The sequence below is a fragment of the Actinomadura sp. 7K507 genome (genome assembly GCF_004348425.1).
In the GTDB taxonomy this organism is placed as follows: domain Bacteria; phylum Actinomycetota; class Actinomycetes; order Streptosporangiales; family Streptosporangiaceae; genus Spirillospora.
Genome location: NZ_SMKK01000005.1, coordinates 23039 through 45275, shown reverse-complemented (window position 1 = coordinate 45275; position 22237 = coordinate 23039). Strand labels below are relative to the sequence as shown.

Here is a 22237-nt window from a genome sequence, read left to right as displayed (position 1 = left end):
CCGCACGCCGCGGATGCTAGTACCTCAGCTGGTGGAGATCGCGGCTCAACAGCCGGCACGGGGCAGCGTGCCATCGAGGAGGTAGGCGTCGACCGCCCTGGTCGCGCAGCGGTTGTGGGGGTAGGACCCGTGGCCCTCGTCCCGCACGGTCAGCAGGACGCCGACCCCCGCGCCCAGCTCGGCCGCCATGCGCCTGGCGCCCGCGTACGGCGTCGTCGGGTCGCCGGTGTTGGCGACGACGAGGATCGGAGAGGCGCCCTCCGCGCTGACGTCGGGGTTGGCGCGCTCGCCGTCGAACGGCCAGTCGGAGCAGAGGTAGACGTACCTGGACCAGGCCTTCCCGAAGACGGGGGAGGCCGCCGCGATCCGCTTGACCATCGCCTCGGACGCGGTGAAGCCGGGCCGCACGTTGGAGTCGGCGCAGGTGATCGCGACATAGGCGGACGTGCCGTCGCCGTCCGAGGTCTCGCCGCGGACGCCGAGCTCGGCCGCACCCACGGCGCGGCGCTGGGAGCCGTGGCTGTTGGTCTTCTCCAGCAACTTGCGCCCGGTGCCCCGCTCCATGACCTCGGTGAGCGCGTCCGCCAGGGGCCTCCAGCCTTCGCGGCCGAGGTCCAGGAAGTTCGCGATCGCGGAAGCGGCGAGGCCTCCGTCGAGTTCCTCGCCGCCGGCCGGTGCGGGCTTTTCGTCCAGCCTGCCCAGCAGCCGGACGACGTGCCGGCCGGCCTGCGCGGGGTCGCTGCCGGTGGGGCAGTCGTCGTAGGCGCCCGCGCAATGCCGGGTGAACCGGTCGAAGGCGAGCTGGACGGCCTTGACCTGGTTGAGGTCGCTCAGCAGGTGGTCAAGGGTCGGGTCGACGGGGGCTTCGAGCACGAGCCTGCCCACGTTCTCCGGGAACAGGTGGGCGTAGACGCCGCCGAGCGAGGTGCCGTAGGAGACGCCCAGATAGTGCAGCTTCTCGTCGCTGAGGAGATAGCGCATGAGGTCCAGGTCCCGCGCCGTGTGCGAGGTGCCGACGTAGGGCAGGAGCCTCCCGGAGTGCTTCTTGCAGGCGTCGCCGCCCCCGTACCCGTCCTTGCCGCATCTCACGGGGGCGGTCCCACCGACCCCCCGCGGGTCGAAGCTGACCAGGTCGTAGCGCTCGCCCAGCGAGGTGTAGTCGTCCGCGAACTCGGGGAGGCCGACGACGCCGGACCGTCCGGGGCCGCCGAAGTTGAGGAGGAGCGACCCGATCCGTTCCCGCTCCGGCCCGGTGGCCCCTTTCCGGATCAGCGCGACGTCGATCGTGGCGCGGCGGGGCCGCCGGTAGTCCAGCGGCGCCTTCATCGTGGCGCACTCCCAGCCGTTCCCCGGGGCCTTACCGCCCCCCTGGGCCGCGGACGGTGCCGGGCAGGCCGACCAGCGGAGCCGCTGGCCTGAGGTGAAGGCGGCGGGCAGGCCCGGCGGCGGGTTCGTCGCCTTCTTCTCGACCCGGCGGGTCGCCTCGCCGCCCTGGAACGGCCCCGGGCCGCCCCCGGCGACATCGCACCCGGCCCCCGCGGCCACGACCACGATGGCGAGCAGGCCGGCGGCGGAGCGCCGGCGCAGCGCGGCGGGCGCCATGGCGAGCCGCGAGATCCCGCTCCGCGCACGCACCTGCGAGTCTCCCTGCCCTTGACACCCCGGACGCCGGTTCCGGCTAGGACGGCAGGAGATGCCTCTCGTAGGCCGTGGCTACCGCTGCGGCCCGATCTTTGACGTCCAGTTTGGCGTAGATATGGGTGAGATGGGTCTTAACTGTGGCTTCGCTGATGAAGAGTTCGGCGGCGATCTCCCGGTTGCCGGTGCCGCGGGCCACCAGGCGCAGGACCTCCAGCTCGCGGATGGTCAGGGACTCGCCGCGGGGCTCGCGTACGCGGGAGACCAGGCGGGAGGCGATGGCCGGGGACAGGACGGTGCGGCCTTCGGCGGCGGCGCGGACGGCGTCGAAGAGGTCGTCGCGGGGGGCGTCTTTGAGGAGGTAGCCGGTGGCGCCGGCCTCGATCGCCGGGATCGTGTCGCTCTCGGTGTCGTAGGTGGTGAGGACGAGGACCTTGCAGGGCAGGCCGCGGCGGGTGAGTTCGGTGATGGCGTCCACGCCGCCTCCGCCGGGCATGCGCAGGTCCATGAGGACGACGTCGGGCCGCAGTTCTTCGGCGAGGGCCACGCCTTCGCGGCCGTCGGCGGCCTCGCCCAGGACCTCGAAGCCGGTGGTGGCGGCGAACATGCCGCGCAGGCCGTCCCGGACGACGGGATGGTCGTCGACGATCAGCAGCGTGATGTCAGCCATGGCGGATCAACGGTACGCGGGCGGAGACGGCCGTCCCGCCGCCGGGTTCCGACTCGATCTCCAGGGTTCCGGCGACGCGTTCGGCGCGTTCGCGCATGGCGGTCAGGCCGTATCCGCCGGACGGGCCGCGGGACGGGCGGGTGAAGCCGCGGCCGTCGTCGCGGACGTCGAGGGCCACCTCGTCGTCCATGTAGGAGAGGGTCACGCCGATGCGGTCCGCGCGTGCGTGGCGGGTGGCGTTGGTGAGGGCCTCCTGCGCGATGCGCAGGAGCGTGGCCTCGAGTTCGTCGTGCAGGGATTCCACCGTTCCGGTGACGGTGAGCTGGGCCCTGCCGTCGCTGATCTTCTTGAGCGCTTCGGGGAGCGTGTCGTGGTCCAGGTGGGTGGGCGCGAGGTCCTGCACGGAGCGGCGCGCCTCGCGGAGGCTCTCCCGGGCGAGGTCGGTGGCGCGGCGGACGTGCTCGCTGTCCTCGGCGGCCTGCAGCTGGGTGATGACGCCCGTCAGGCCCTGCGCGATGGTGTCGTGGATCTCGGCGGCCAGGCGGCGGCGCTCGTCGCTGACGCCGGCTTCACGGGCCTGGACGAGGAGCTGGGCGTGCAGGGCGGCGTTCTCGGCGAGGGCCTGTTCCAGCCGGGCGTTGGCCGATTCGAGTTCGGCGATGTTCTCGGCCTGGATGCGGGCCTGCTCCTCCTCCCGGCCGGCCAGTCCGCCGATGATGAAGACCAGCGCCGAGTTCAGCACGAACAGGCCGCCGAAGATGGCCGCTTGCCCGGCGCCCGACGGTGGGAGGCCGCCCGACTGGGCGCCGGACATGATGACCGCCGTGATCAGCAGCCCGGCCCGCGCCGGGCGCGCCGTCAGGTAGCGGTGGGAGTCGAAGTACCCGAACGTGGCGTAGACGCAGAAGAAGGGGTTCAGCCAGGACAGGGTGAACGCGACGACCGTGCGGATCCAGTAGTAGACGATGACCGGGATCTTGCCGGTGGCGTGGAGGCCCTGCAGGACGAGGGCGGTGACGACGAGGGTCGCGGCCGTCCGCTGCTCCGCGGCCGACATGCCGATCTCCGGGATCAGCAGCAGCGCCAGGAGGGTCGCCAGAGCCAGCAGGCCGAACGGTCCCCAGCGGAAGAACCGGTCCCACTGCTGCTGAATCGTCTCCATGGATCTATGGTGTCCTATTCCCAGCGGAACCAGCGCGCGGCGGCGGCGATCAGGACGGCGGACCAGGCGGCGATGACGCCCAGGTGCGTCCAGTCGGGCCAGCCGCCCCCGCTGGCCTGGCCGAGGGCCTGGGACGCGGCGCCGAACGGGAAGTACTCCACGACGCGCTGCAGCACGTCGGGCATGGCCTGGACGGGAATCCAGACGCCCGCCAGGAACATCGTCGGAAACACGACGATCATGCCGGCGACGTTGGTGGCCTTGGCGGTCCGCGTGACCGCGGTGATCGCCGAGCCCAGCGCGAGCGCGCTGAGCGCGCCGAGCAGCAGCACCGCCAGGTAGCCGGGAATGTGGCCGGGCAGCGCCACGTCGAACGCGACCCGGCCGACGGCGATGGCCAGCAGCGCCGACCCCAGGGCGGCCGCGAAGTGCAGGACGATCTGCGCCGCCAGCAGCGAGGCGGGCCTTACGGGCGTCGTGGACATGCGGCGCAGGATGCCGTGCTCGCGGTAGCCGGACAGCACCGGCGGCAGCGCCATGAGCCCGGCCATGATCATGGCGACCAGCACGGTGACCGGGACGTACACGTCGATGACCCGGTTCCCGCCGAGGCCGGGGTCCGGCTCCCGGAACGAGGGGATCAGGCCGAGGATCCCCAGCAGGATGCTGGGGAACAGGACGATCCAGAACAGGCTGAACGGCTCGCGGAGGAAGAGCCGGAACTCCGCTCTGACGACGGCGGTGGATGCGGACACGTCAGTTCTCCCGGTCTTCGGTGAGTTCGAGGAAGGCGTCGTCCAGCGTCGAGTCGGTGACCCGCAGCTGGTGGGCGGTGATCTTGTGGCGGGCCAGCAGAGAGATGACCGCGTTGACGGTCGTGTCGGTCCCCTGGACGGTGAGGCGGCCGTTGCGGCGTTCGATGGTCGCGGCCTCGGGCAGGTAGGCCAGGTCGCCGTCGTCCAGGGGCCGGGACGGGGAGAACGAGATCACGGTGCCGGCGGCGCTGCGGCCGACCAGCCCCTCGGGGGTGTCGAGGGCGACGATGCGGCCCCGCTTGAACACCGCGATCCGGTCGCAGAGCCGCTGGGCCTCCTCCATGAAGTGCGTGACGAGGAGCACGGTGACGCCGGAGTCGCGGACCTCCTCGATCAGCTTCCACGTCTCGCGGCGGGCGCGCGGGTCCAGGCCGGTGGTCAGCTCGTCCAGCACGACGACCCTGGGGCGGCCGATGAGGGCGAGGGCGATGAAGAGGCGCTGCTTCTGGCCGCCGGACAGCTTGCCGAAACGGGTGGTGAGCTTCCCGGTGATCCCGAGCCGCTCGGCGAGCTGCCGCCACTCCGCCGGTTCCGGATAGAACGCGCTGTAGAGCTCAAGGGCCTCCCGGACGGTCAGCTTCTCCTGGAGCTCGCTCTCCTGGAGCTGGACGCCGAGGATCCTGGTGAGCGCGGCGCGGTCGGCGCGCGGGTCGAGGCCGGCCACGCGGACGGCGCCGGCGTCGGGCTTGCGCAGACCCTCCAGGCATTCGACGGTCGTGGTCTTGCCCGCGCCGTTGGGGCCGAGGATCCCGAAGATCTCCCCCTCCTCGACGGTGAACGCGACGCCGTCCACCACTGGTTGGCCCCCGTAGCTCTTGCGGAGGCCGTCGACTTCGATGATCGCCATGTCGCAAGCATCGCCGGGGGCGGCTCCCGCCCACATCGCCCAGGCCGCCCGTCCCGCCATCAGCCGATCGGTTGACCCCGCCCTACGACCGGCGCTGCGCTATGCGAGCCCGCCAGGTCCGGACCGCAGCGCGGCCTCGTGGTGCGCCGCACGTGTTTTTGTGAGCTAGCACAAACTTGCCAGCATTTCCTGTCGTGGTTGTGACAAGCCTTGAGGTGTGTCTTCGAGGACCATCACCGGCATGAAACGTGCATGGATGATCGGAGCCGCGGCCGCCCTGGTCGCCGGGCTGGCGGCCCCCGCCCACGCCGCCGAGCGCCCCTGGCGGACGATGCCCGCCCCCTTCGGCCTCTGGCCCCAGAGCGGCCTGACCGACGTGACGGCCCGGGGGCCGCAGGACGTCTGGGCGGCCGGGTTCGAGGGCCACGCGTGCGTGGAAGTGCCCATCACCGGCGGCGTCCCACTGAGGCTCTGCAGTTCCAACGCGATCGTCCGCAAGTGGAACGGCTCCTCCTGGGAGAACCGCAACCCGCCCGGTCTATGGAACATGAAGGTCCGGGATCTGGAGTCCTCCGCCTCCGGGGACGTCTGGCTCTCCGGCGAGAAGAACAACGGGGCGTACCTGGCCCGCTGGGACGGCTCCGGCTGGTCGCGGGTCACTCCGCCCGAGCCGTGCGGGTCCGCGACCAACCTGCGGGTGGCGCCCGTCGGCGACGCCGTCTGGGCGTCCAACGGGTGCCTGGCCAGATGGCGGAACGGCACGTGGACCGCCTACGACACCGACTTCTACGTCCACACGATCCACCCGGTGAGCGACACGGAGCTGTGGGCCAGGGGCACCGACCTGCCCTTCCGGGACGTCATCGCCCGCTGGGACGGCGACACATGGGTGGAGGCGGACGTCCCCGAGGGCTACACCTTCCTCCTGGCGGCCGGCCCGCAAGGCGCCCTGCTGAGCGGTCCCGGCAAGACCGAGTTGATGCTCGGTACCGGCGGCACCTGGACGGCGATTCCGAGGCCGCCGTCCTCCGGCGGCTATCGCGTCGGCGAAGACGGCGCCCTGTGGTCGGCCGACGACCCCGACGACCCCGACGAGCCCGGCGCCCGCTTCTACCGCTTCGACGGCCGGACCTGGCAGTCCACCCCGATGCCCGCGCTCGCGCGGACGGGCTTCGGCGACACCGATCGCGGCGGCTTCGACCTCACCGGGATCCCCGGCACGAACGGCGCCATGGTCGCGGTGGCCACGGCCGAAGACGGCGGCCCCCTGGCGATGACCGACCTCCCGTGACCGGACGGGAACCCGCGTGATCAAGTCCGCCTCCGATGGCCGGATGCGGACGCCGTGCGGTGGGGACGCGACCGGCGCCGGCGGCATCTTGAACACTGGGTGACCGGCCCGTCGGGGATGCGAACGGGACCAGGGGATGGGGGAAGATGGAGCCGCTGCGTCCCGCCCTGCACGTTCTGAGACACTGCACGTTCCGAGACGCCGTCGCCCCGATCCGCCGAACGGACGAACATGTACGCACTCATACCCATCCTTGCCTGCAGCGGGATTCTCCTGGCCTTGGGCTGGTTGCTGGTGCGTGACTGGTGGAGTCTGGCCCGCCGGGGCACGGCGGCGACCGGCCTCGTCGTCGAGTACCGGAGGCGGGGTCCGACGGAGGTCGCCGGCAAGCAGATCACGGCCATCTTCGAGTTCGCGACCGCCGAAGGCCGTTCCGTCGAGGCCGTCAGCTACACGCGCACCCTGAGGACGCCGCGCCCAGGGGAGGAGGTCCCGGTCTTCTACGACCCGGCCGACCCCGCGGAGAAGGCCGACCTGGCCAAAGTCCTCCGCTTCAAGCTCGTCGCCGGCTCCGCGCTGCTCGTGCTCGCGACGATCATGCTGGTCGCGGGCACGCTCAGCGCCTTCGGCTTCTGACCCCGCGCCGTCGCTGGGCCGATGGGTCAGCGATGGGCCGCGATGAGGCGTCGCATTGCGGCATGGGCGGGTGGGCCCCAGGTGGGCTTGCCGCCGGGCCGGCCGTGGACGCCGGCGTCCGCGATGAGGATGCCGCTGAGGGCGCGTAGCACCGCCCATCCGCGGGCACGGCGCAGCGTCGCGGCGTCCGGAGTCGGCTGGTAGGCGCCATGGAAGTGGCCGGCGGCGCCGTCCGGCAGCAGGATCCAAGCGGCAGCAAGATCGCAGGCCGGGTCGCCCGCGAAGAGGTCACCGAAGTCGACCACCCCGCAGATGGCGCCGTCCGCGGTGAGGACGTTGGCCGGATGCAGGTCGCCGTGGAGCCAGAGCGCCGGGCCGGACCAGTCGGGCGCGGCGGCGGCGTCCTCCCAGACCGCGCGGACGGCGTCAGGATCGGGGACGAGTCCCAGCTCGGTGGCATGGGCGAGCTGCTCGGCGAAACCCTCGGAGTAACCGGCCAGCGGCCCTCCGCGGCCCCGACCGGCGGGCGCTTGCTCGGGGGCGGCTTGGTGAAGTGCCGTGAGGAAGCCGGCGAGCGCGGCGGCCGACTCCGGAGCACGCGTGATAGGGGCGCGGTCGGCAGGCGCGCCCGGCACCCACGTGGTGACGATCCAGGTTCGCGGATACCGCGCTGACGGCTCGCCGAGGCGCTGCGGAATGGGAACCGGCAGCGGAAGGCTAGGGGCGAGTCCGGGTACCCAGGTGTGCTCCTTGCGCAGCAGCTCGTCTGCGGACTGCGTCGCCCAGGGCAACCGGACGGCGAGGTCGTCGCCGATTCGCCACAGCTGGTTGTCCCAGCCACGCGCGCCGAGCCTCACGGGGCGATCGGCCAGGTCGGGGTGCTGGTCGCGCAGCAGACCCCGCACCAGCTCCGCGGTGATCTCGATCTCGACATGCGTCATGCGGGACAACAGTAGCCATCCCCGATTCGCCAACACGACAGACGATGATCAGGGGTGTTGCCCAGGCGTCACCGGCTCTTGTCTCGGGCTTCGTCGAGCGAGCGCCGTCCGGTGATTACGAGGAGGATGTCCTTGGAGGTCATCGCCACGACGGTGGATCCCTCGCCGACGACCGCGCCGGAGTCGGTGGCGGCCAGTTTCCTCCCGGCGAGGTCGACCCCGAAGTGTTTCAGCTGCCGGGTCGTGTTCGATGCCAGGACCAGGGCGAGCCGGTCGGCCGATGCCGGGGGCAGGCCGAGCGGCTCGGTGAAGTCGAGGCCGTGGATGACGTCGTGGCTGAGGGCACCGGCCTGCCCGCCGCCGGGCGGCTGCCAGGGGTGGTCGATGTTGCGCTGGAGAAGGTCGAGGAGTTCGGCCTCGCTCATCGCCCGGGCCGCCGACCGGGCGTCCCGGTCGGCGTACCTGCGGAACGAGAACCCGGCCCGGACAAGCCCTGCCATCATCCCGATCGGCTTGGTCCGGAACGGCATCGTCATGTGGGCCACCACCTCGCGGGTCCGCCAGCCGTCGCACAGGGAAGCCATGTCCCACTGCTCCGGCGTGAGGTCGCCGAGCAGGCCGGCGAGCCGCTTCCGCTCCTCGCGGGTCTCGCTGATCAAGTGGGCCGAGGTCGTCATCGGGCTGTCCTTCCGCGTCGTCGGGTTTCATCGACTTGTACGACGCGTCGGGCCAGGACTCATCGGTCACACGGTGACCTGCTCCGCACCTCGGAGGGACTCCGGGAGGCCGAACTCGGCGAACCTGTGCTGTGTACCGAGGAAAGTCACCAGGTGGGCGATATGTCCGTCTCGTATGTCGACCGATACGAGCGCGAACGGGCGAAGGACGCCGTCGTCGCCGGGCCGGTACTGCCCGAACCCCGGGGCACCGTTGATGCGGCAGGGCACCAGTCGCGCGCCCGCGCAGGAGTCGCTGGTCCCGATGACCGCGGCGATCTTCCGTGCGCCCTCCAGCCGCCACTGGAACGGCGGCATCGACGCCACCGCGTCCTCACGCATCACCGCGGTCAGTCCGGCGATGTCATGGGTCTCGAAGGCGGTCACGTACCGGCGCAGCAGATCACGCTGGCCGGCGTCTTCGGGGTCGTAGGTGTCGAAAGGGTCGGGCCGGTCGGCGTCCAGCGTGGCCCGTGCACGCTGCAGCGCGCTGTTCACCGCGGGCACCGTGGTGCCGAGGATCTCGGCGGTCTCCTGGGCGGTGAACACCAGGACGTCACGCAGCACCAGGACGGCCCGCTGCCGGGGGGCGAGGTGTTGAAGCGCCGCGATGAACGCCAGCCGGACCGTCTCCCGCCCCAGGACCACGTCACCGGGGTCCTGGCCGCCCAGCAGCCGCGAGTCGGGCATCGGCTCCACCCACGCCTCTGGCGGAAGCGGCGCACCGAGATCCGAGTTCTGGGCCGACGCCACGTCCATGACCAGGGCCCGCCGCTTCGCCGCCCGGAGCATGTCGATGCAGACATTGGTGGCGATCCGATGCACCCATGTGCTCAACCGGGCCCTGCCCGGGTCGTACTGGTCCCGCTTGGACGATGCTCGGATCAGCGTCTCCTGCACCGCGTCGTCCGTGTCGGCCGAAGAGCCGAGGAGCCGGTAGCAGTAGCCGGACAGCGGGACGCGCAGAGCCTCCAGATCCTCGATCGCCAACTCCCCTTCCCGCACGAGCCACCTCCATCGACCGGCCGCGACGTCCCACCCGAAGGCTAGCTCCCGGCAACCGGCCGCGGCTCCCGTCCCGTGCGGGGTCAATCTCTTCCTTACTGTAACGAACCGGTGTGGTTTGGTTACGATTCCTGGGTGTCTGCCTCGACTCCCACCCGGCGTGAGTTACTGAAACGCGGCGGCCACCGGTGCGCGATGTGCCAGCGGTCTCTGGTGATCGACGCCGGGGCCGGGGGAGACGAGTACAACATCGCCGAGGCGGCGCACATCGTCGCGGAGAGCCCTGCCGGCCCCCGGGGTGCCGCCGGCCGTCCGGCGGACATCGACGGCATCGACAACCTGGTGCTGCTCTGCCCGTCGGACCACCGCACCATCGATAAGGGCGCCGGTGATTGGCTGTGGCCGTCTGAGAAACTGCGCCGGCTGAAACGCGACCACGAGTCGTGGACGGTCGTCATGGACCAGCGGCCACCGCTCCAAGCGCAGAGCCGCGGGAAACGGAAGCGGACGCCCCCGGGCCCCGGCGACGTCGTCCTGGTGGACGACGAACCGTACCGACTCTGCGGCGAGGCGGGCCGCGCGCCGGATGTCGCCGGCCACGTCGAAGGCGCCTACGAGACCGTGTTGCACGACGACGGCTCGACCTGGTGTCAGGGGCACGCGTACGGCGAGGGCTCCACGGAGGGCCACGCCTGGGTGCGCCGCTTGGAGGCGTCTCCCGGCACCGGAGAACTGCGGGCCATGCTCGCGAAAGAGATCGAGCTGCTCGTCGAAGTCCCCGTCCTCCCAGGCATGCCGCGTCTCCTGGGCGTGGAGATGACGGCGGAGGCCATCACGCTCGTGACGGAGATCCGGTCCCCGGTATCGGTCCGCGGCAGGCTCACCCGGACGCGGCCGATCCCCGGACGCGATGAGCTGATCTTGCTGGTGGACGCGCTCCCGCACCTGTGCGAGGCACTCGGGAGCCTGCACGACCGCGGCCTGGCCCATCGCGCGCTGGGCCCCGGGACGATCCTTATGCCGAGGCCGGGCCTGCTCATGCTCCGCGACCTCGGTCTCGCCGCCGCCGAGCCCCGGGTGGGGGAGCGGGACGACCGCTACCACGCACCCGAGCAGGCGGCGGGCACGACGGTTCCGGGGCCGCCCGCCGACGTCCACCGGCTGGCACGGATCCTGTTCGAGCTGATCACCGGACGTCCGGCGGGCCGTCGTGAACGGCAGGCGGCGCCGTCCGTCCTGAACCCTGACATCCCGCCCGCCTGCGACCCGGTTCTCCGGGACGCCCTGGCCTCCGACCCGACACGCAGGCCCGGAATCGGCACGTTCGCCGCCGATCTGCGGGCGGCACTACGCAACCCCCGACCCGCGCGGCCACCCGGACAGCACCGGAACTGAGCCCGCACCCGACGACGGCCGCAAGGGAGGACGCGGTGCACGACCATGTCGACCTGCCGAGACCGGTTCATCTCGTCTCATCGCTCCGCTTCGTGGAGAGGCTGACCGAGCAGCGCCACCGCTACCCGCGCCTCCCGGACCTGCCCGGCATCCGCCGGGACCTGCGCGAGGTCGCCTCCAGAGGTCCCGTGCCCGCCCGGGTGGAGCGCGGCCGCAACGGGCGCGAAGACTTCCTCAAGCTCTACATCGACGGCCGGTACGTCCTGACCCTGAACGTCACCAGACGCGGCAACGGATACTCGGTCAGCGGCGCGTACCCGATGGGCTTCGAGCACCACGACGAGATCGTCCGGGGCGCGTTACGCCTCCGCACACCCGCGTGGATCTACCACGACCGTATCCAGGACCTCCCGGTCGACAACGACGCCGGATGGGACTTCCTGCGCGAACGGTGGCGGCAGGCCGGCGCCGGCGCGACCGCGCCGGCCCCATCCGCCGCCACGATGCCGAAGCCCCACGAGGAGTTCCTCGACGCCCTGGACGCCGTCATCGAAGAGGGCCGCCGCGCCGAGCTGGCCGCCACCGAGACCGACGGCATGATCTCCTACCGCCGGGTGGACGCCTCCGCCGCGCGCCGCAGGTCCGCCCGGAGCATCCACGACTTCCAGCTCGTCGGCACCCGCCGCCCGCTCGTCGGCACCCGCCTGCACGTCCGCGACCGACCGGACCTCCGCGGACGGGTCGACCTGCTGCGCGGCACCCTGATGACCGTCCGCTTCGAACGCCCCGTGGACCTGGACGCGATCCCGAAGGTGGGCGCCTTCACCGAGTCGCCGTCGGACATCCCCTTCAAGCGGCAGGCGGAGGCCGTCCGGATGCTGCGCGACAGAGAGGCCGCCAACCCCCACCTGCTGGACGTCCTGGCGGGGCACCGGTTCCGCCCCTACACACCGGCGGCGGCCGAGCCGGCCCGTGCTCTGGATGAAAGCCAGATATCGGCGTTCCGCAAGGCCGTCGCGGTCCCCGACGTCGGGCTGATCCTGGGCCCGCCGGGTACCGGCAAGACCCGCACCATCACCGAGATCGCCCGAGCCTGCACCGCGTCAGGGGAGCGGGTGCTGATCACCTCCTACACCAATCGCGCGGTCGACAACGTCCTGCAAGAACTACCGGACGACATGGTGGTGCTGCGGGTGGGCCGCGAAGACGGCGTCACGCCCGGCTGCGAGCATCTGACGCTGGACGCGCAGGCGGCGACGCTCCAGGGGGAGATCCTCCGCCGGACCGAACCCGCCCTCCGCGATTACGTGCCCGCCGGGAAGGGCCGGGGCGAGGCGGACACATGGCTGCGGCAGCTGGACGCCTCCATCGCCGGGCTCCGCGAGGCGGACGCGGCCGAACGGCGCAGAGCCGGCCTCCTGGACGACCGGTCCGCCCAGCTCACCGCAACGGTGGACGAGCGAGCACGCCGCCTGACCGCCGCCGCCGACGAACACCAAGGTGCGCTCGCCGGCCACGACGCGCACCTGGAGGCCCTCACACGGAGCCGGGACCGCGCCGCGGCCAGAGCCCGGCGCCCGCTCATCGGCCGCCTCCTGCGAAGACGAGTGAACCGCCTCGCCGCCGAGCACCGGCAGGCCCGCGCCGAACGCGAGCAGATCCGGGACGCGCTCGCCACCGTCCTCCGGGACCGGGACGGCGCCGAGGCCGAGGCCCGGCAGATCGTCGCCACCTCCCCCCAGCTCCTGAAGCTCCGCAGCGCACTGGACGACGCGAGGACCCGATCCCACGACCGCGCGCAGACCGCCGTCGACGACGCCGAAGAACTGCGCGCCCTGATCAAGGGCGCCCCCGTCCCGCCCGCGCCCGGCCCCTCCCTGACGGCGCTCGACGCGTTCCGCGATCGGGCCGCCGATGCCCTCGACCTGATGCGCCGCCGCCTGGACCTGCTGACCGAATGGCGCGCCCACCTCGGCAGCCGCACCGAGCAGCTCTACCCGGAACTGGCCCGCTACGCCGACGTGATCGGGGCGACGTGCATCGGCGCCGCCACAAGCCCCGAACTCCGCGGGCTCGACTTCGGCCTCGCCGTCGTCGACGAGGCCGGGCAGATCAGCACGCCGAACGTCCTCGTCCCGCTGGTGCGGGCACGCCGCGCCGTCCTGGTCGGCGACCACAACCAGCTCCCGCCGTTCGTCGACCAGCAGGTCGAACGCCGCGCCCGCGACGACCCCCGCGCGCTCGACCTCGTCACCAAAAGCGCGTTCGAGCTGCTGTTCCCCGGCGTCCCGGACGGGCACCGCGAGATCCTGCGCTACCAGCGACGGATGCCGCCGGTCATCGCGCGGTTCGTTTCCCAGCACTTCTACGGCGGCTTCCTGGAGTCGGCCGTCGAACGCCCGCACCGCGACGCCCTGTTCGCCTCTCCGCTGGTGTTCGTCGACACCGCCCGCCTTCCTCAGCGCACGCGTCACGAGCGCGCCCCCCGCCCCGGCGAACGCTGGGCCGACAAGGGCTACGCCAACGACACCGAGGCGGGCGTCATCTCCGACCTCATTGCCCACTACCACGGGACGGTCGCCGACTGGGCGGCCATCCTTCCCTACCAGGCGCAGGTCGGCCTGGTCACCGAGATGCTCGCCGGACGCCTCGCCGACGAGGAGGCGGCCGCCGCCGGGGTCGGCACCGTCGACTCCTTCCAGGGCGGTGAACGCGACCTCATCGTCTTCGGATTCACCCGCAGCAACGCCACCGGTGGCGTTGGCTTCCTCAACGAACTGCGCCGCGCCAACGTCGCGTTCTCCCGCCCCCGCAGGCTGCTGATCCTGGTGGGCGACACCGCGACCCTGACCCAGGCCCGCGACCCCGCCTTCCGCGCCATGGCCGGGGCACTGCTCGACCATGTCCGAACCAGCGGGGACATGCACGACGTCCGCGAGATCCAATCCCTGATCGCCCGGGAGGGGGAACGGTGAGAGAACCGCTCTACGACCCGGCCCGCGCCTTGGAGGACGTCGCGCTCATGCCTGGTCTCCGGCCAGTGCGCCTGCACCGGATAGCGCTCCCGCTGTTCGCCGTCGAGATCGACTCCGTCGTAGAGGCCCGCGAGCCCTACGAGTTGCTCGACCGCTTCGCCGGCCGCGCGATCGCCGAGGCCCGGCTTGACACCGTCCCGGACATCGCGGGCTTCCTCGGCCTGGACGAGGCGATGGTGGACCGCGTCCTGCGCTTCCTGGGCGGCATCGGCCACGTCGTCTCCCGCCCTGACGGCACCCTGGCCCTGACCGACCTCGGCGCCCGCTCCGTCCGCGACGGCACCCGCTACGTCTCCAAACGCGACCGCCAGAAGCTCTACTTCGACGGCGTCCTGGGCGAACCCCTCCCCGCCGCCTACTACGGGCGCAGAGTCGTCGTCTGGGATACCGCCCAGGCCGCTGAACAGAAGTGGCACCGCCTCATGAGCCACGCCTGCGCTTTCCGGGACGACTCCCTGCACCATCTCGCGTCCCGCCCGGACCGCCAGGACTTCAACGTTCCGGACGAACTCCGCGAGGTGACGTCCCACTCAACCGGGCTGGCCTACCTCCCCTGCTACGCGATCCGGACCCAGACCGACCAGGGGCCGTCCTTCCTCACCTACTCCGCCGTTGCCGAAACGCGCGACGAACACCTCGAACGCATTTGCCTCCACTGGCCGGCCCTTACCACCACCCTGGACGCAGGCGACACCGACGACGTGCGCGCCGAGTTCGAAGACTGGCTGGCCGAACGCGACATCGACCCAGCACACCTCGACTGGACGACAGGCGAGACCCTGCGCCTCACCCTCCCTGCCTCACGCTTCGCCATCCGTCCCGCACCGGGCAGCCCCAAGGGCACCTTCGCCCTGACCCGGGTCGGCTCCTACGTGACGCCCCGCAACCACGTCCTGCAACTGTGGTGCGACGACGAGGATCTGCGCCGCGAGGCCGCCCTGGAACGCGCCCTGACCCGCGTTACCGCCTCCCGCACGATCGAAGCCACAGAGGCGGAAGCGTTCCTGTCCCGCCTCAGCACCCAACTGGCAACGGCCCTCACCCTCGACGACCTCCGCGTTCACGCCCACAAAATCAGGCAGGGCCCCCTGCCCTTTTAATCACCCTTCGACTGCGGGGAATGGCCGGTGCCATGATGGCGGTGACTCCACCCACCGCACCGTCCAGTGGTGTTCAACGGGCTTCTAGCGAGACATCCCAAGAGCTTTGAGGGCACGATCTCGCTACAGGAATCTGGGGGGTCCAGGAACCAAAAGTGCTCACCTGCCGGCGGCTACCAGGCACCGAGTCTGCCGGATGGCGACTCGCTGGCTCTCATTAGGAATCCCGGTCGTTCACGGCCGGGAGGAATCGCTTCCCTGCCCAGAGCCCGGACGTGAGTCCGGGTTCTTGCTGGTCGATGTGATCACGGTCCTTGACCGCGAAGACAAGCTGGCTATGCAGGGTGAACGCCGCATCAAGCCGCGCTTGACAAGAGGATCCGAAACTCGCCGTAACGGCAGAGTCACATACTGTTATGGTGCGGGTGTGAAGCTGGTGGTCCAGGTCAAACTGCTGCCCGACGCCGCCACGGCGGAGGCGTTGCGGGAAACGCTGAAGCTGTGCAACCGGGCCGCCGGTCACGCCTCCCGGCGGGCGCACGCCACCGGTGTGACGGGCAAGACGGCGCTGCAGCGGCTGGTGTACGGCGAGTTGAAGGCGATGGGCCTGTCTGCGCAGCCGGCGATCCACTGCGTCCGCAAGGTGGCGGGGGCCTACGCGACGCTGGCGCAGAACTTGAAGGCGGGCAACTACGGGCCGCCAGGTTCACGGCGCCGCGCCCGGGTGGAGAACGCCCCGGTGCGGTTCCGTAAGGACGCTGCGCAGCCGTTCGACGACCGGTCGCTGTCGTGGCGGATCCAGGAACGGACCGTGAGCATCTGGACGGTGCGCGGTAGGCTCAAAGACCTGGCCTTCGCGTGTTCGGCCGAGCAGGCGGCGATGCTGGCCGCGTACCGGCGGGGCGAGTCGGACCTGGTGTGGCGGGGCGGCTGCTTCTACCTGTACGCCACCTGCGAGGTTCCCCCAGCCGAGCAGTACGTCCCGGACGGGTTCACAGGGGTGGACCTGGGCATCGCCAACATCGCCACCACATCCGACGGCACCGTCCACTGCGGCAAGCACATCAACCAGGTGCGGCACCGCAACCGCCGGCTCCGCCGAAGGCTGCAGGGCAAGGGCACCAAGTCCGCCAAGCGGCTGCTGCGCCATCTGTCGGGCCGTGAGGCGCGTTTCGCGGCCGACACCAACCACCGCATCTCCAAGCAGATCGTGACCGAGGCTCAACGCACCACACGCGGGATCGCCCTGGAAGACCTGGGCGGCATCCGCGCGCGGGTCCGGCTACGCAAGCCCCAGCGGGTCACCCTGCACGCCTGGAGTTTCGCCCAACTCGGCGCGTTCATCGCCTACAAAGCCGAACGCGCCGGCGTCCCGGTCGTCCATGTGGACCCGCGGCACACCTCGCAGGGGTGCTCGGCGTGCGGCCACATCGACAAGAACAACCGCCCCGACCAAGCTACTTTCCGGTGCACGTCGTGCGGCTTCGCTGAGCACGCCGACGTCAACGCAGCCCGCAACATCGCCGCACGCGGCGCAGCGGGCTGGGCAGTGAGTCACGCTGCCGACGACGCGGCCTGACCCGTACCCGCCAGGTACGCCGGTTAGAGTTGCAAGCTCGGCCCTTCAGGGCCGAGAAGCTGACCCGTACGGGAGCCAGGTATGTCGCAGGATTGGCCGGACTTCTCCACACGACTCGGCCGCGTGCTGGCCGAACTCGCCCCAGGGGAGCGGCCGGTCATATTGGTGGTGATGGACGCGTCCGAGCCGGGGTGCATGGTGCAGTACATCTGCGGCGGCGACGGCGGCGGGACGTGGGCCGAGGTGGCGAGCAACAAGTCCCTGCCGAAGCACCGCCGGCTCTCCAAGGACGACGAGCGGCGGCTGAGCGCAGCCGGGTGGGACAAGCCCCGCGGGTCGAGGTGGTCCGTCGGGCAACTGCCGAACTGGTCCACGGACCGTTTCAGCGACCCGAAAGCCGACCACGGCGCACTCGCCGACATGAGCGTGGCCGCCCTCCGGGACGTCCTGCGCGTAGCCTCGCCGGCGGGCCTCATGTACGACGCGTTCGACCAGGAAACCGGCGAACCGGTAACTCTGGGCGCCCTTGGCGTGCCCCGCGAACCCCGCTGAGAAGCGGGCGGTACCGTGCACGGCATGGACCAGGGGGAGAGGCCTGCCGAAGCCGAGTTGCTCCTAGCCGCCCGCGCCGGGAACCGGGAGGCGTTCGGGCAGCTGGTCGAGCCGTTCCGGGACGAGCTGCGGGCGCACTGCTACCGGATGCTCGCCTCGGTCCACGACGCGGAGGACGCCGTCCAGGACACCCTCGGCCGGGCCTGGCGGGGGCTGGGCGGGTACGAGGACCGGGGATCGGTCCGGCCCTGGCTCTACAAGATCGCGACGAATCGGGCGCTGACGCTGATCGAACGGCGCGGGCGGCGGGAGCTGCCCACCGACATGAGCCCGGCGGGGGCGCCGGCGGTCGAGACGGCCTGGGTGGAGCCGTATCCCGGGCGTTGGATGGCCTGGACGGACGACCTCGGCCCGGAGGCCCGCGTCCTCGCACGGGAGAGCGTGGAGATCGCCTTCGTCGCCGCCCTGCAGCACCTTTCGGCCTCGCAGCGGGCCGCTCTGCTCCTCTGCGACGTGCTCGGATACCCCGCCCGCGAGGCCGCCGAGGTGCTGGAGACGACGCAGGCCGCGGTCAACAGCGCGTTGCAGCGGGCGCGGAAGGCCGTCCCCGGCATCAGCCAGCAGCGCACGCTGGAGGCGATCGGGGAGGCCGCGCAGCGGGAGCTGGTCCGCCGGTACATGGCGGCCTGGGAGGCGCAGGACGTCGACTCCATCGTGGCGATGCTCGCCGAGGACGCCAAGTACTCGATGCCGCCCATGGCCGCCTGGTACGAGGGGCATGCGGGCATCCGCGCCTTCCTGGTCGAGGGCCCGCTCCGCGACCGCTGGCGTTTCGTGCCGGCGCAGGCGAACGGGCAACTGGCCTTCGGCACCTACATGTGGGACGACGCCAGAGCGGCGTACGTCCCGGCGGGCCTCGACCTGCTCGTCCTGCGCGACACCCGGATCGCCGAGGTCGTGTCCTTCCTGGACGCCGATTTCTCAAGTTTCGGCCTCCCCATGGAATTGCCCGGCCCGCAGCGATGATTTCGCGGCCCGGCCCGGGTTGTAGTCCCGACGGACGAACCGAGCCGGAAGGACACGACATGCAGACCGACCAGGAGCAGATCCGCGCGCTGATCGACCGCTGGGCAGAGGCGGTGCACATCGGCGACATGGACCGGGTCCTCCAGGACCACGCCGAGGACATCGTCATGTTCGACGTCCCGCCGCCGTACGAGGGAGTGCGCGGCCTCGGCGCCTACCGCCGGACGTGGCCGCCCTTCTTCGAGTGGCAGTCGCAGGGCGCCACGTTCGACATCGAGTCGCTGGACGTCATCGCAGGTGACGACGTCGCCTTCGCCTACGCACTGCTGCGTTGCGGCACCAAGGAGGAGTTCACGGCCGACCCTGACAACCGCCTGCGCCTGACCCTCGGTCTGCGCAAGGAGGAAGGCCGCTGGGTCGTCGTCCACGAGCACCATTCGTTCCCGCACGTCTCTCCGGAGCCGGCCGCGTCCGGTGAGGAGGAGGTGCGCCGGGTGCACGAGGACTGTTCCCGGGGCACCGCGGCGAAGGATCTGGACGCCCTGATGGCGGGCATCGCCGACGATGTGGTCTCCTACGAGCACGAGGAGCCGCTGCAGTACACCGGCGTCCAGGCCGTGCGGGAGTCCTGCGCCCGCAACCTGGACGCGGCCGGTGACACCCGGGTCAGCCTGGACATCCCCGATCTCACGATCCTGGTGCGCGACGACCTCGCGGTGGCCTGGGGCCTCAACCACGTGCAGGTCACAGAGCCCGGCAAACCCGCGGCGGACAGCTGGTCACGCGGCACCCGGGTGTTCCAGCGCAGGGACGGCGCCTGGCTGATGATTCACCAGCACGTCTCCCTCCCCTACGACCCGTCCACCGGCGAAGCAAAGCCCAACCTGCACCCATAAGAGCCCGGATCGGGGTCAAGCCTCCTCAACGGGCTGCGGCCGGGCGCTCAGCCGTCTCACCCGCTGACCGGGCGGCATCCTGTGATCGTGACTTGGCGCGGCCGAGGGCGAGGTCGACGTTCCCTCCGATCCAGCGGCCCTCGGCGCGCCAGATCACCGACATGCCGAACGCCTCGGTGAGGACCTCCGGGGCCCAGGGTTCGGCCGGCGGCTCGGGAAGGACGAGGAAGCGGTGGTCGGCCGGCTCGCCTTCGGCGTGCTGCACCTCCAGGATGCGCAGGACCGCGTCCCGCATGCGCCGGTAGGTGTTGCCGCCCTCGCCGAGCACCTCGTAAAGGACCTTGCCGCCGGTGCCGTCGCAGATCACGTCGGCGGTGGGGGAGTCCACGACGGGGACGAGGCCGGCGGTGTAGAGCTCGGAGATCAGCGCATGCCGGACGCCCTCATGGACGGTGCTGCGCCGTTCCTCCCGCACCATGGCTTCCAGGTCCGCGATGAACGCCTCGAAACCCGTGTCGGACGAGGGATCGCCGGGTTCGGCCGGAGGTGCGGATGCGTCGATCACGAGATCGCCTTCCTCTGGATCGTCGGTCGCGGGGAGCAGCACCGGAGGGATGGCCGCGGCGTGCACGATCACCAGCGACCGGGTGCACCGCGTGATCGCGACGTAGAGCAGGCCGGGGCCGCCGGGGTTCACCGCGGCGATCTCGGCGGGCTCCGCCAGGACGACGTGGTCGAACTCCAGGCCTTTGGCCTCCGCGACCGTCAGAACGGTGGCGCGGCCCTCGGGGAGCGACGCACGGGCCGACGGCACCTCGTCCCGCCACGCCTCCGGGACGATCACCGCGACGGACCGGTCGTCGCCAGGTGAGACGAGGGCCTGCGCCCGTGCGAGCACCTCGTCCCGCAGGGCGGACGCGGCCACCGGGACCATCGTGATCGCGTCCGGGCCGACCGGCCGGATCGAACGGGGGAACGCCGCCTGCGGGGAGACGGTGCGGCCGAGCACCTCCGCGAACTCCATGACCTCCCGTGGGACGCGGTACCCGACGGTCAGCTCCTCCAGGTGCCAGCCGTCCTCGCCCGCGAGCGCCGCGCCGAGCACGGACCAGTCCTGGTAGGTGTGGTCGCCGGTCGCCTGCGCGAGGTCGCCGAGGACGGTCATGGACCCGGCCGGGCAGCGCCGCGCCAGCGACCGCGCCTGCATCGGCGTGAGGTCCTGCGCCTCGTCCACCATGATGTGCCGGTAGCGCGGCGGGCCTTCGCCGTTCAGGAGGACGCGGAGTTCCTCCAGGCAGACCCGGTCCTCGCGTGACCAGGGCTCCTCGCCGACGCGGGCGGCGGGCGGTCGCGCGATCGCCGCCTGCTCCTCCTGGGTGAGCACCCCGTCGGAGGCCGCCCTCAGCACGGCCGGGTCGCCGAGCAGACCGCGCAGGACGCTCTCGGCGGTGACGTTCGGCCAGATCTTGTTCACCAGCCCGGCGACCTCGGGGTCCCGTGCGACCCTGTGGCGGACGTCCGTGTCGGTGCGGCGCGGCATCTCCTCCGCGTGAAGGTTCATCAGGTGGTCGACCAGGCGGGCGGCGAATCCGCGCTTGCGGGACGCGAACGGCGCGTGCTCGTCGCCGTCCATGAATCCGCGCAGCGTCTCGCCCGGCACCGCCAGCCGGACGCCCTCGAAGACGAAGCTGAAGGAGTCCTCGCGCAGCCTGCCGATCACGCGGGATCGCGGGATGCCCGCCACGGCCCGCCGCAGGACCTCGGCCATCCGGGCGTCTGACTTGACCAGCCGCGCGGCGAGGGGCTCGGCGCCGCGCGGTTCGTCCCACAGCCTGTTCAGCTCGACCGCGGTCACGTCGCGGGTGCCGAGGCGGGGGAGGACGCCGCGCACGTAGCGCAGGAACCCGGGGTGCGGGCCGACGACCAGTACCTCGCCCGTCTTGAAGTGGCGGTTGTAAAGCAGCCACGACATGCGGTGGAGCCCGACGGCCGTCTTCCCGGTGCCGGGCCCGCCCTGGACGATGAGGACGCCCTTGCGCTCGTCGGACACCAGCAGCAGCTGCTCCCGCTGGATCGTCTCGACGATGTCGCGCATGTGCCCGTCGCGGGCCCGTTCAAGGTCTTCGAGAAGGAAGTCCTTCAGCCCGTCGGCGGGCGAGGCCGCCGGCTGTTCCGCGGCCGCCTCGCCCGCCGCGGCGGGCTCGTCCTCGGCAGCCGGAGGAGCCACAGCGGGCGAGGGAGTCACGGCAGGCTGGGGTGGCCGGGCGGCAGGGGGTGCTGCCTTGATCTCATCGCGGTAGTCCTTGACCTTGTCGCGTTCGCAGCGGAGCCGGCGCCGCAGCCGCATCCCGCCGGGGGCGTCCGGGCGCCGCAGCATCCACTCGGTCGCCATCGGCGTCTGCCAGCTGACGACGAACGTGTCGTGGGACTCGTCGCGGACGTTGCGGCGCCCGATGTACCAGGTCCCGGACTCGCCGTCCTCGTCGACGTCCACGCGCGCGATCACCAGGGCCTCGCCGCCGAGGTCGCCCTCGAACCGCACCTCGGGCGCCACGTCCCGGATGAACGCGGTGCCCGCCCGCGAGTCGGTGATCTCCGAGGGCCTGAACGTCTCGCGGTTGGTCGCGAACCTCCGCTCATAGCACGCGTAGGCGTAGTCGACGGCGCGCTGCTCCTCCGCGAGCGTTGCCTTGCGATCGGTCAAATCGTGGCTCCTGTCATCCCCGCCCGCCACTGACGGCGAATGTGCTCGATGTGCTGGGAGCTGCTCTCTGTGCCTGGTGGGACGCCTATCCCCGGCCACCGGTTGCCATCCCGCCGAGGCCGGTCACGTCCGGCTCCGGGCGGCCGCAAGCAAGATCCAGTACCTGTGGATCAAGCGTTCTAGACTTCGCGGATGACTAGCGAGCTCGCCGGTTTCACGGTGCCGGGTT

At 71.5% G+C, this 22237-nt stretch carries 18 protein-coding genes; 9 read left to right on the top strand and 9 right to left on the bottom strand.

Annotated elements, in window-relative coordinates; all coding sequences use genetic code 11:
* Positions 1-45: 45 nt before the first annotated feature.
* From E1285_RS02215 to E1285_RS02195, 5 genes are read right to left on the bottom strand one after another with little or no spacing between them, the layout of a single operon-like run.
* The gene (locus tag E1285_RS02215; RefSeq protein ID WP_207946354.1) at positions 46-1635 is read right to left on the bottom strand and encodes an alpha/beta hydrolase; all 1590 of its coding nucleotides are present in this window, start codon (positions 1633-1635) and stop codon (positions 46-48) included.
* A gap of 43 nt (positions 1636-1678) precedes the next feature.
* The gene (locus E1285_RS02210; RefSeq protein WP_132147332.1) at positions 1679-2308 is read right to left on the bottom strand and encodes a response regulator transcription factor; all 630 of its coding nucleotides are present in this window, start codon (positions 2306-2308) and stop codon (positions 1679-1681) included.
* Entirely contained in the window at positions 2301-3470 is a 1170-nt protein-coding gene (locus tag E1285_RS02205) for a sensor histidine kinase (protein WP_132147329.1), read from the bottom strand. Before E1285_RS02205 ends, E1285_RS02210 begins: the two co-directional genes overlap by 8 nt.
* Before the next feature lie 14 nt (positions 3471-3484).
* A complete protein-coding gene (locus tag E1285_RS02200; RefSeq protein WP_132147326.1) occupies positions 3485-4225 on the bottom strand; it encodes an ABC transporter permease in 741 nt (246 codons plus the stop codon).
* 1 nt (position 4226) lies between these two features.
* Positions 4227-5132, bottom strand: coding sequence for an ABC transporter ATP-binding protein (locus E1285_RS02195; RefSeq protein WP_165966418.1), 906 nt, complete (start codon positions 5130-5132; stop codon positions 4227-4229).
* Positions 5133-5373: 241 nt separating this feature from the next.
* Here E1285_RS02195 and E1285_RS02190 point away from each other — a divergent pair, with 241 nt between their 5' ends.
* Both E1285_RS02190 and E1285_RS02185 read left to right on the top strand, forming a co-directional pair.
* Positions 5374-6423 (top strand): hypothetical protein, encoded by a 1050-nt coding sequence (locus E1285_RS02190; protein WP_132147323.1) that lies wholly within the window; start codon positions 5374-5376, stop codon positions 6421-6423.
* A 231-nt stretch (positions 6424-6654) separates the two neighbouring features.
* A complete protein-coding gene (locus tag E1285_RS02185; RefSeq protein WP_132147320.1) occupies positions 6655-7059 on the top strand; it encodes a DUF3592 domain-containing protein in 405 nt (134 codons plus the stop codon).
* A 26-nt stretch (positions 7060-7085) separates the two neighbouring features.
* Here the strand turns inward: E1285_RS02185 and E1285_RS02180 are convergent, their stop codons facing one another.
* The 3 genes from E1285_RS02180 to E1285_RS02170 all read right to left on the bottom strand — a co-directional run bounded on the left by E1285_RS02180 (position 7086) and on the right by E1285_RS02170 (position 9721).
* Positions 7086-8000, bottom strand: coding sequence for an aminoglycoside phosphotransferase family protein (locus E1285_RS02180; protein WP_132147317.1), 915 nt, complete (start codon positions 7998-8000; stop codon positions 7086-7088).
* 68 nt (positions 8001-8068) lie between these two features.
* Positions 8069-8677, bottom strand: a complete 609-nt coding sequence (locus E1285_RS02175) for a maleylpyruvate isomerase family mycothiol-dependent enzyme (RefSeq protein WP_132147313.1) — start codon at positions 8675-8677, stop codon at positions 8069-8071.
* Positions 8678-8743: 66 nt separating this feature from the next.
* Positions 8744-9721 carry an RNA polymerase subunit sigma-70 gene (locus tag E1285_RS02170; protein ID WP_207946353.1) on the bottom strand — a complete coding sequence of 326 codons (978 nt, stop codon included), beginning with the start codon at positions 9719-9721 and terminating at the stop codon, positions 8744-8746.
* Positions 9722-9856: 135 nt separating this feature from the next.
* On the opposite strand from E1285_RS02170, the gene E1285_RS02165 reads away from it, so the two are divergent.
* The 7 genes from E1285_RS02165 to E1285_RS02135 all read left to right on the top strand — a co-directional run bounded on the left by E1285_RS02165 (position 9857) and on the right by E1285_RS02135 (position 19304).
* A complete protein-coding gene (locus tag E1285_RS02165) occupies positions 9857-11116 on the top strand; it encodes a hypothetical protein (RefSeq protein WP_132147309.1) in 1260 nt (419 codons plus the stop codon).
* A gap of 35 nt (positions 11117-11151) precedes the next feature.
* Positions 11152-14091, top strand: coding sequence for an AAA domain-containing protein (locus E1285_RS02160; protein ID WP_132147305.1), 2940 nt, complete (start codon positions 11152-11154; stop codon positions 14089-14091).
* Entirely contained in the window at positions 14088-15251 is a 1164-nt protein-coding gene (locus E1285_RS02155) for a hypothetical protein (protein ID WP_132147302.1), read from the top strand. The genes E1285_RS02160 and E1285_RS02155 overlap by 4 nt, the downstream gene beginning before the upstream one ends.
* Before the next feature lie 427 nt (positions 15252-15678).
* Positions 15679-16830 (top strand): RNA-guided endonuclease TnpB family protein, encoded by a 1152-nt coding sequence (locus tag E1285_RS02150; RefSeq protein WP_132147299.1) that lies wholly within the window; start codon positions 15679-15681, stop codon positions 16828-16830.
* An 81-nt stretch (positions 16831-16911) separates the two neighbouring features.
* Entirely contained in the window at positions 16912-17382 is a 471-nt protein-coding gene (locus E1285_RS02145) for a hypothetical protein (RefSeq protein WP_132147296.1), read from the top strand.
* A 24-nt stretch (positions 17383-17406) separates the two neighbouring features.
* Positions 17407-18408 (top strand): sigma-70 family RNA polymerase sigma factor, encoded by a 1002-nt coding sequence (locus E1285_RS02140; RefSeq protein WP_132147293.1) that lies wholly within the window; start codon positions 17407-17409, stop codon positions 18406-18408.
* Positions 18409-18467: 59 nt separating this feature from the next.
* A complete protein-coding gene (locus E1285_RS02135) occupies positions 18468-19304 on the top strand; it encodes a nuclear transport factor 2 family protein (RefSeq protein ID WP_132147290.1) in 837 nt (278 codons plus the stop codon).
* Positions 19305-19329: 25 nt separating this feature from the next.
* On the opposite strand, the gene E1285_RS02130 is transcribed toward E1285_RS02135, so the two are convergent.
* Positions 19330-22008 carry an ATP-binding domain-containing protein gene (locus E1285_RS02130; RefSeq protein WP_132147286.1) on the bottom strand — a complete coding sequence of 893 codons (2679 nt, stop codon included), beginning with the start codon at positions 22006-22008 and terminating at the stop codon, positions 19330-19332.
* Positions 22009-22237: the final 229 nt, after the last annotated feature.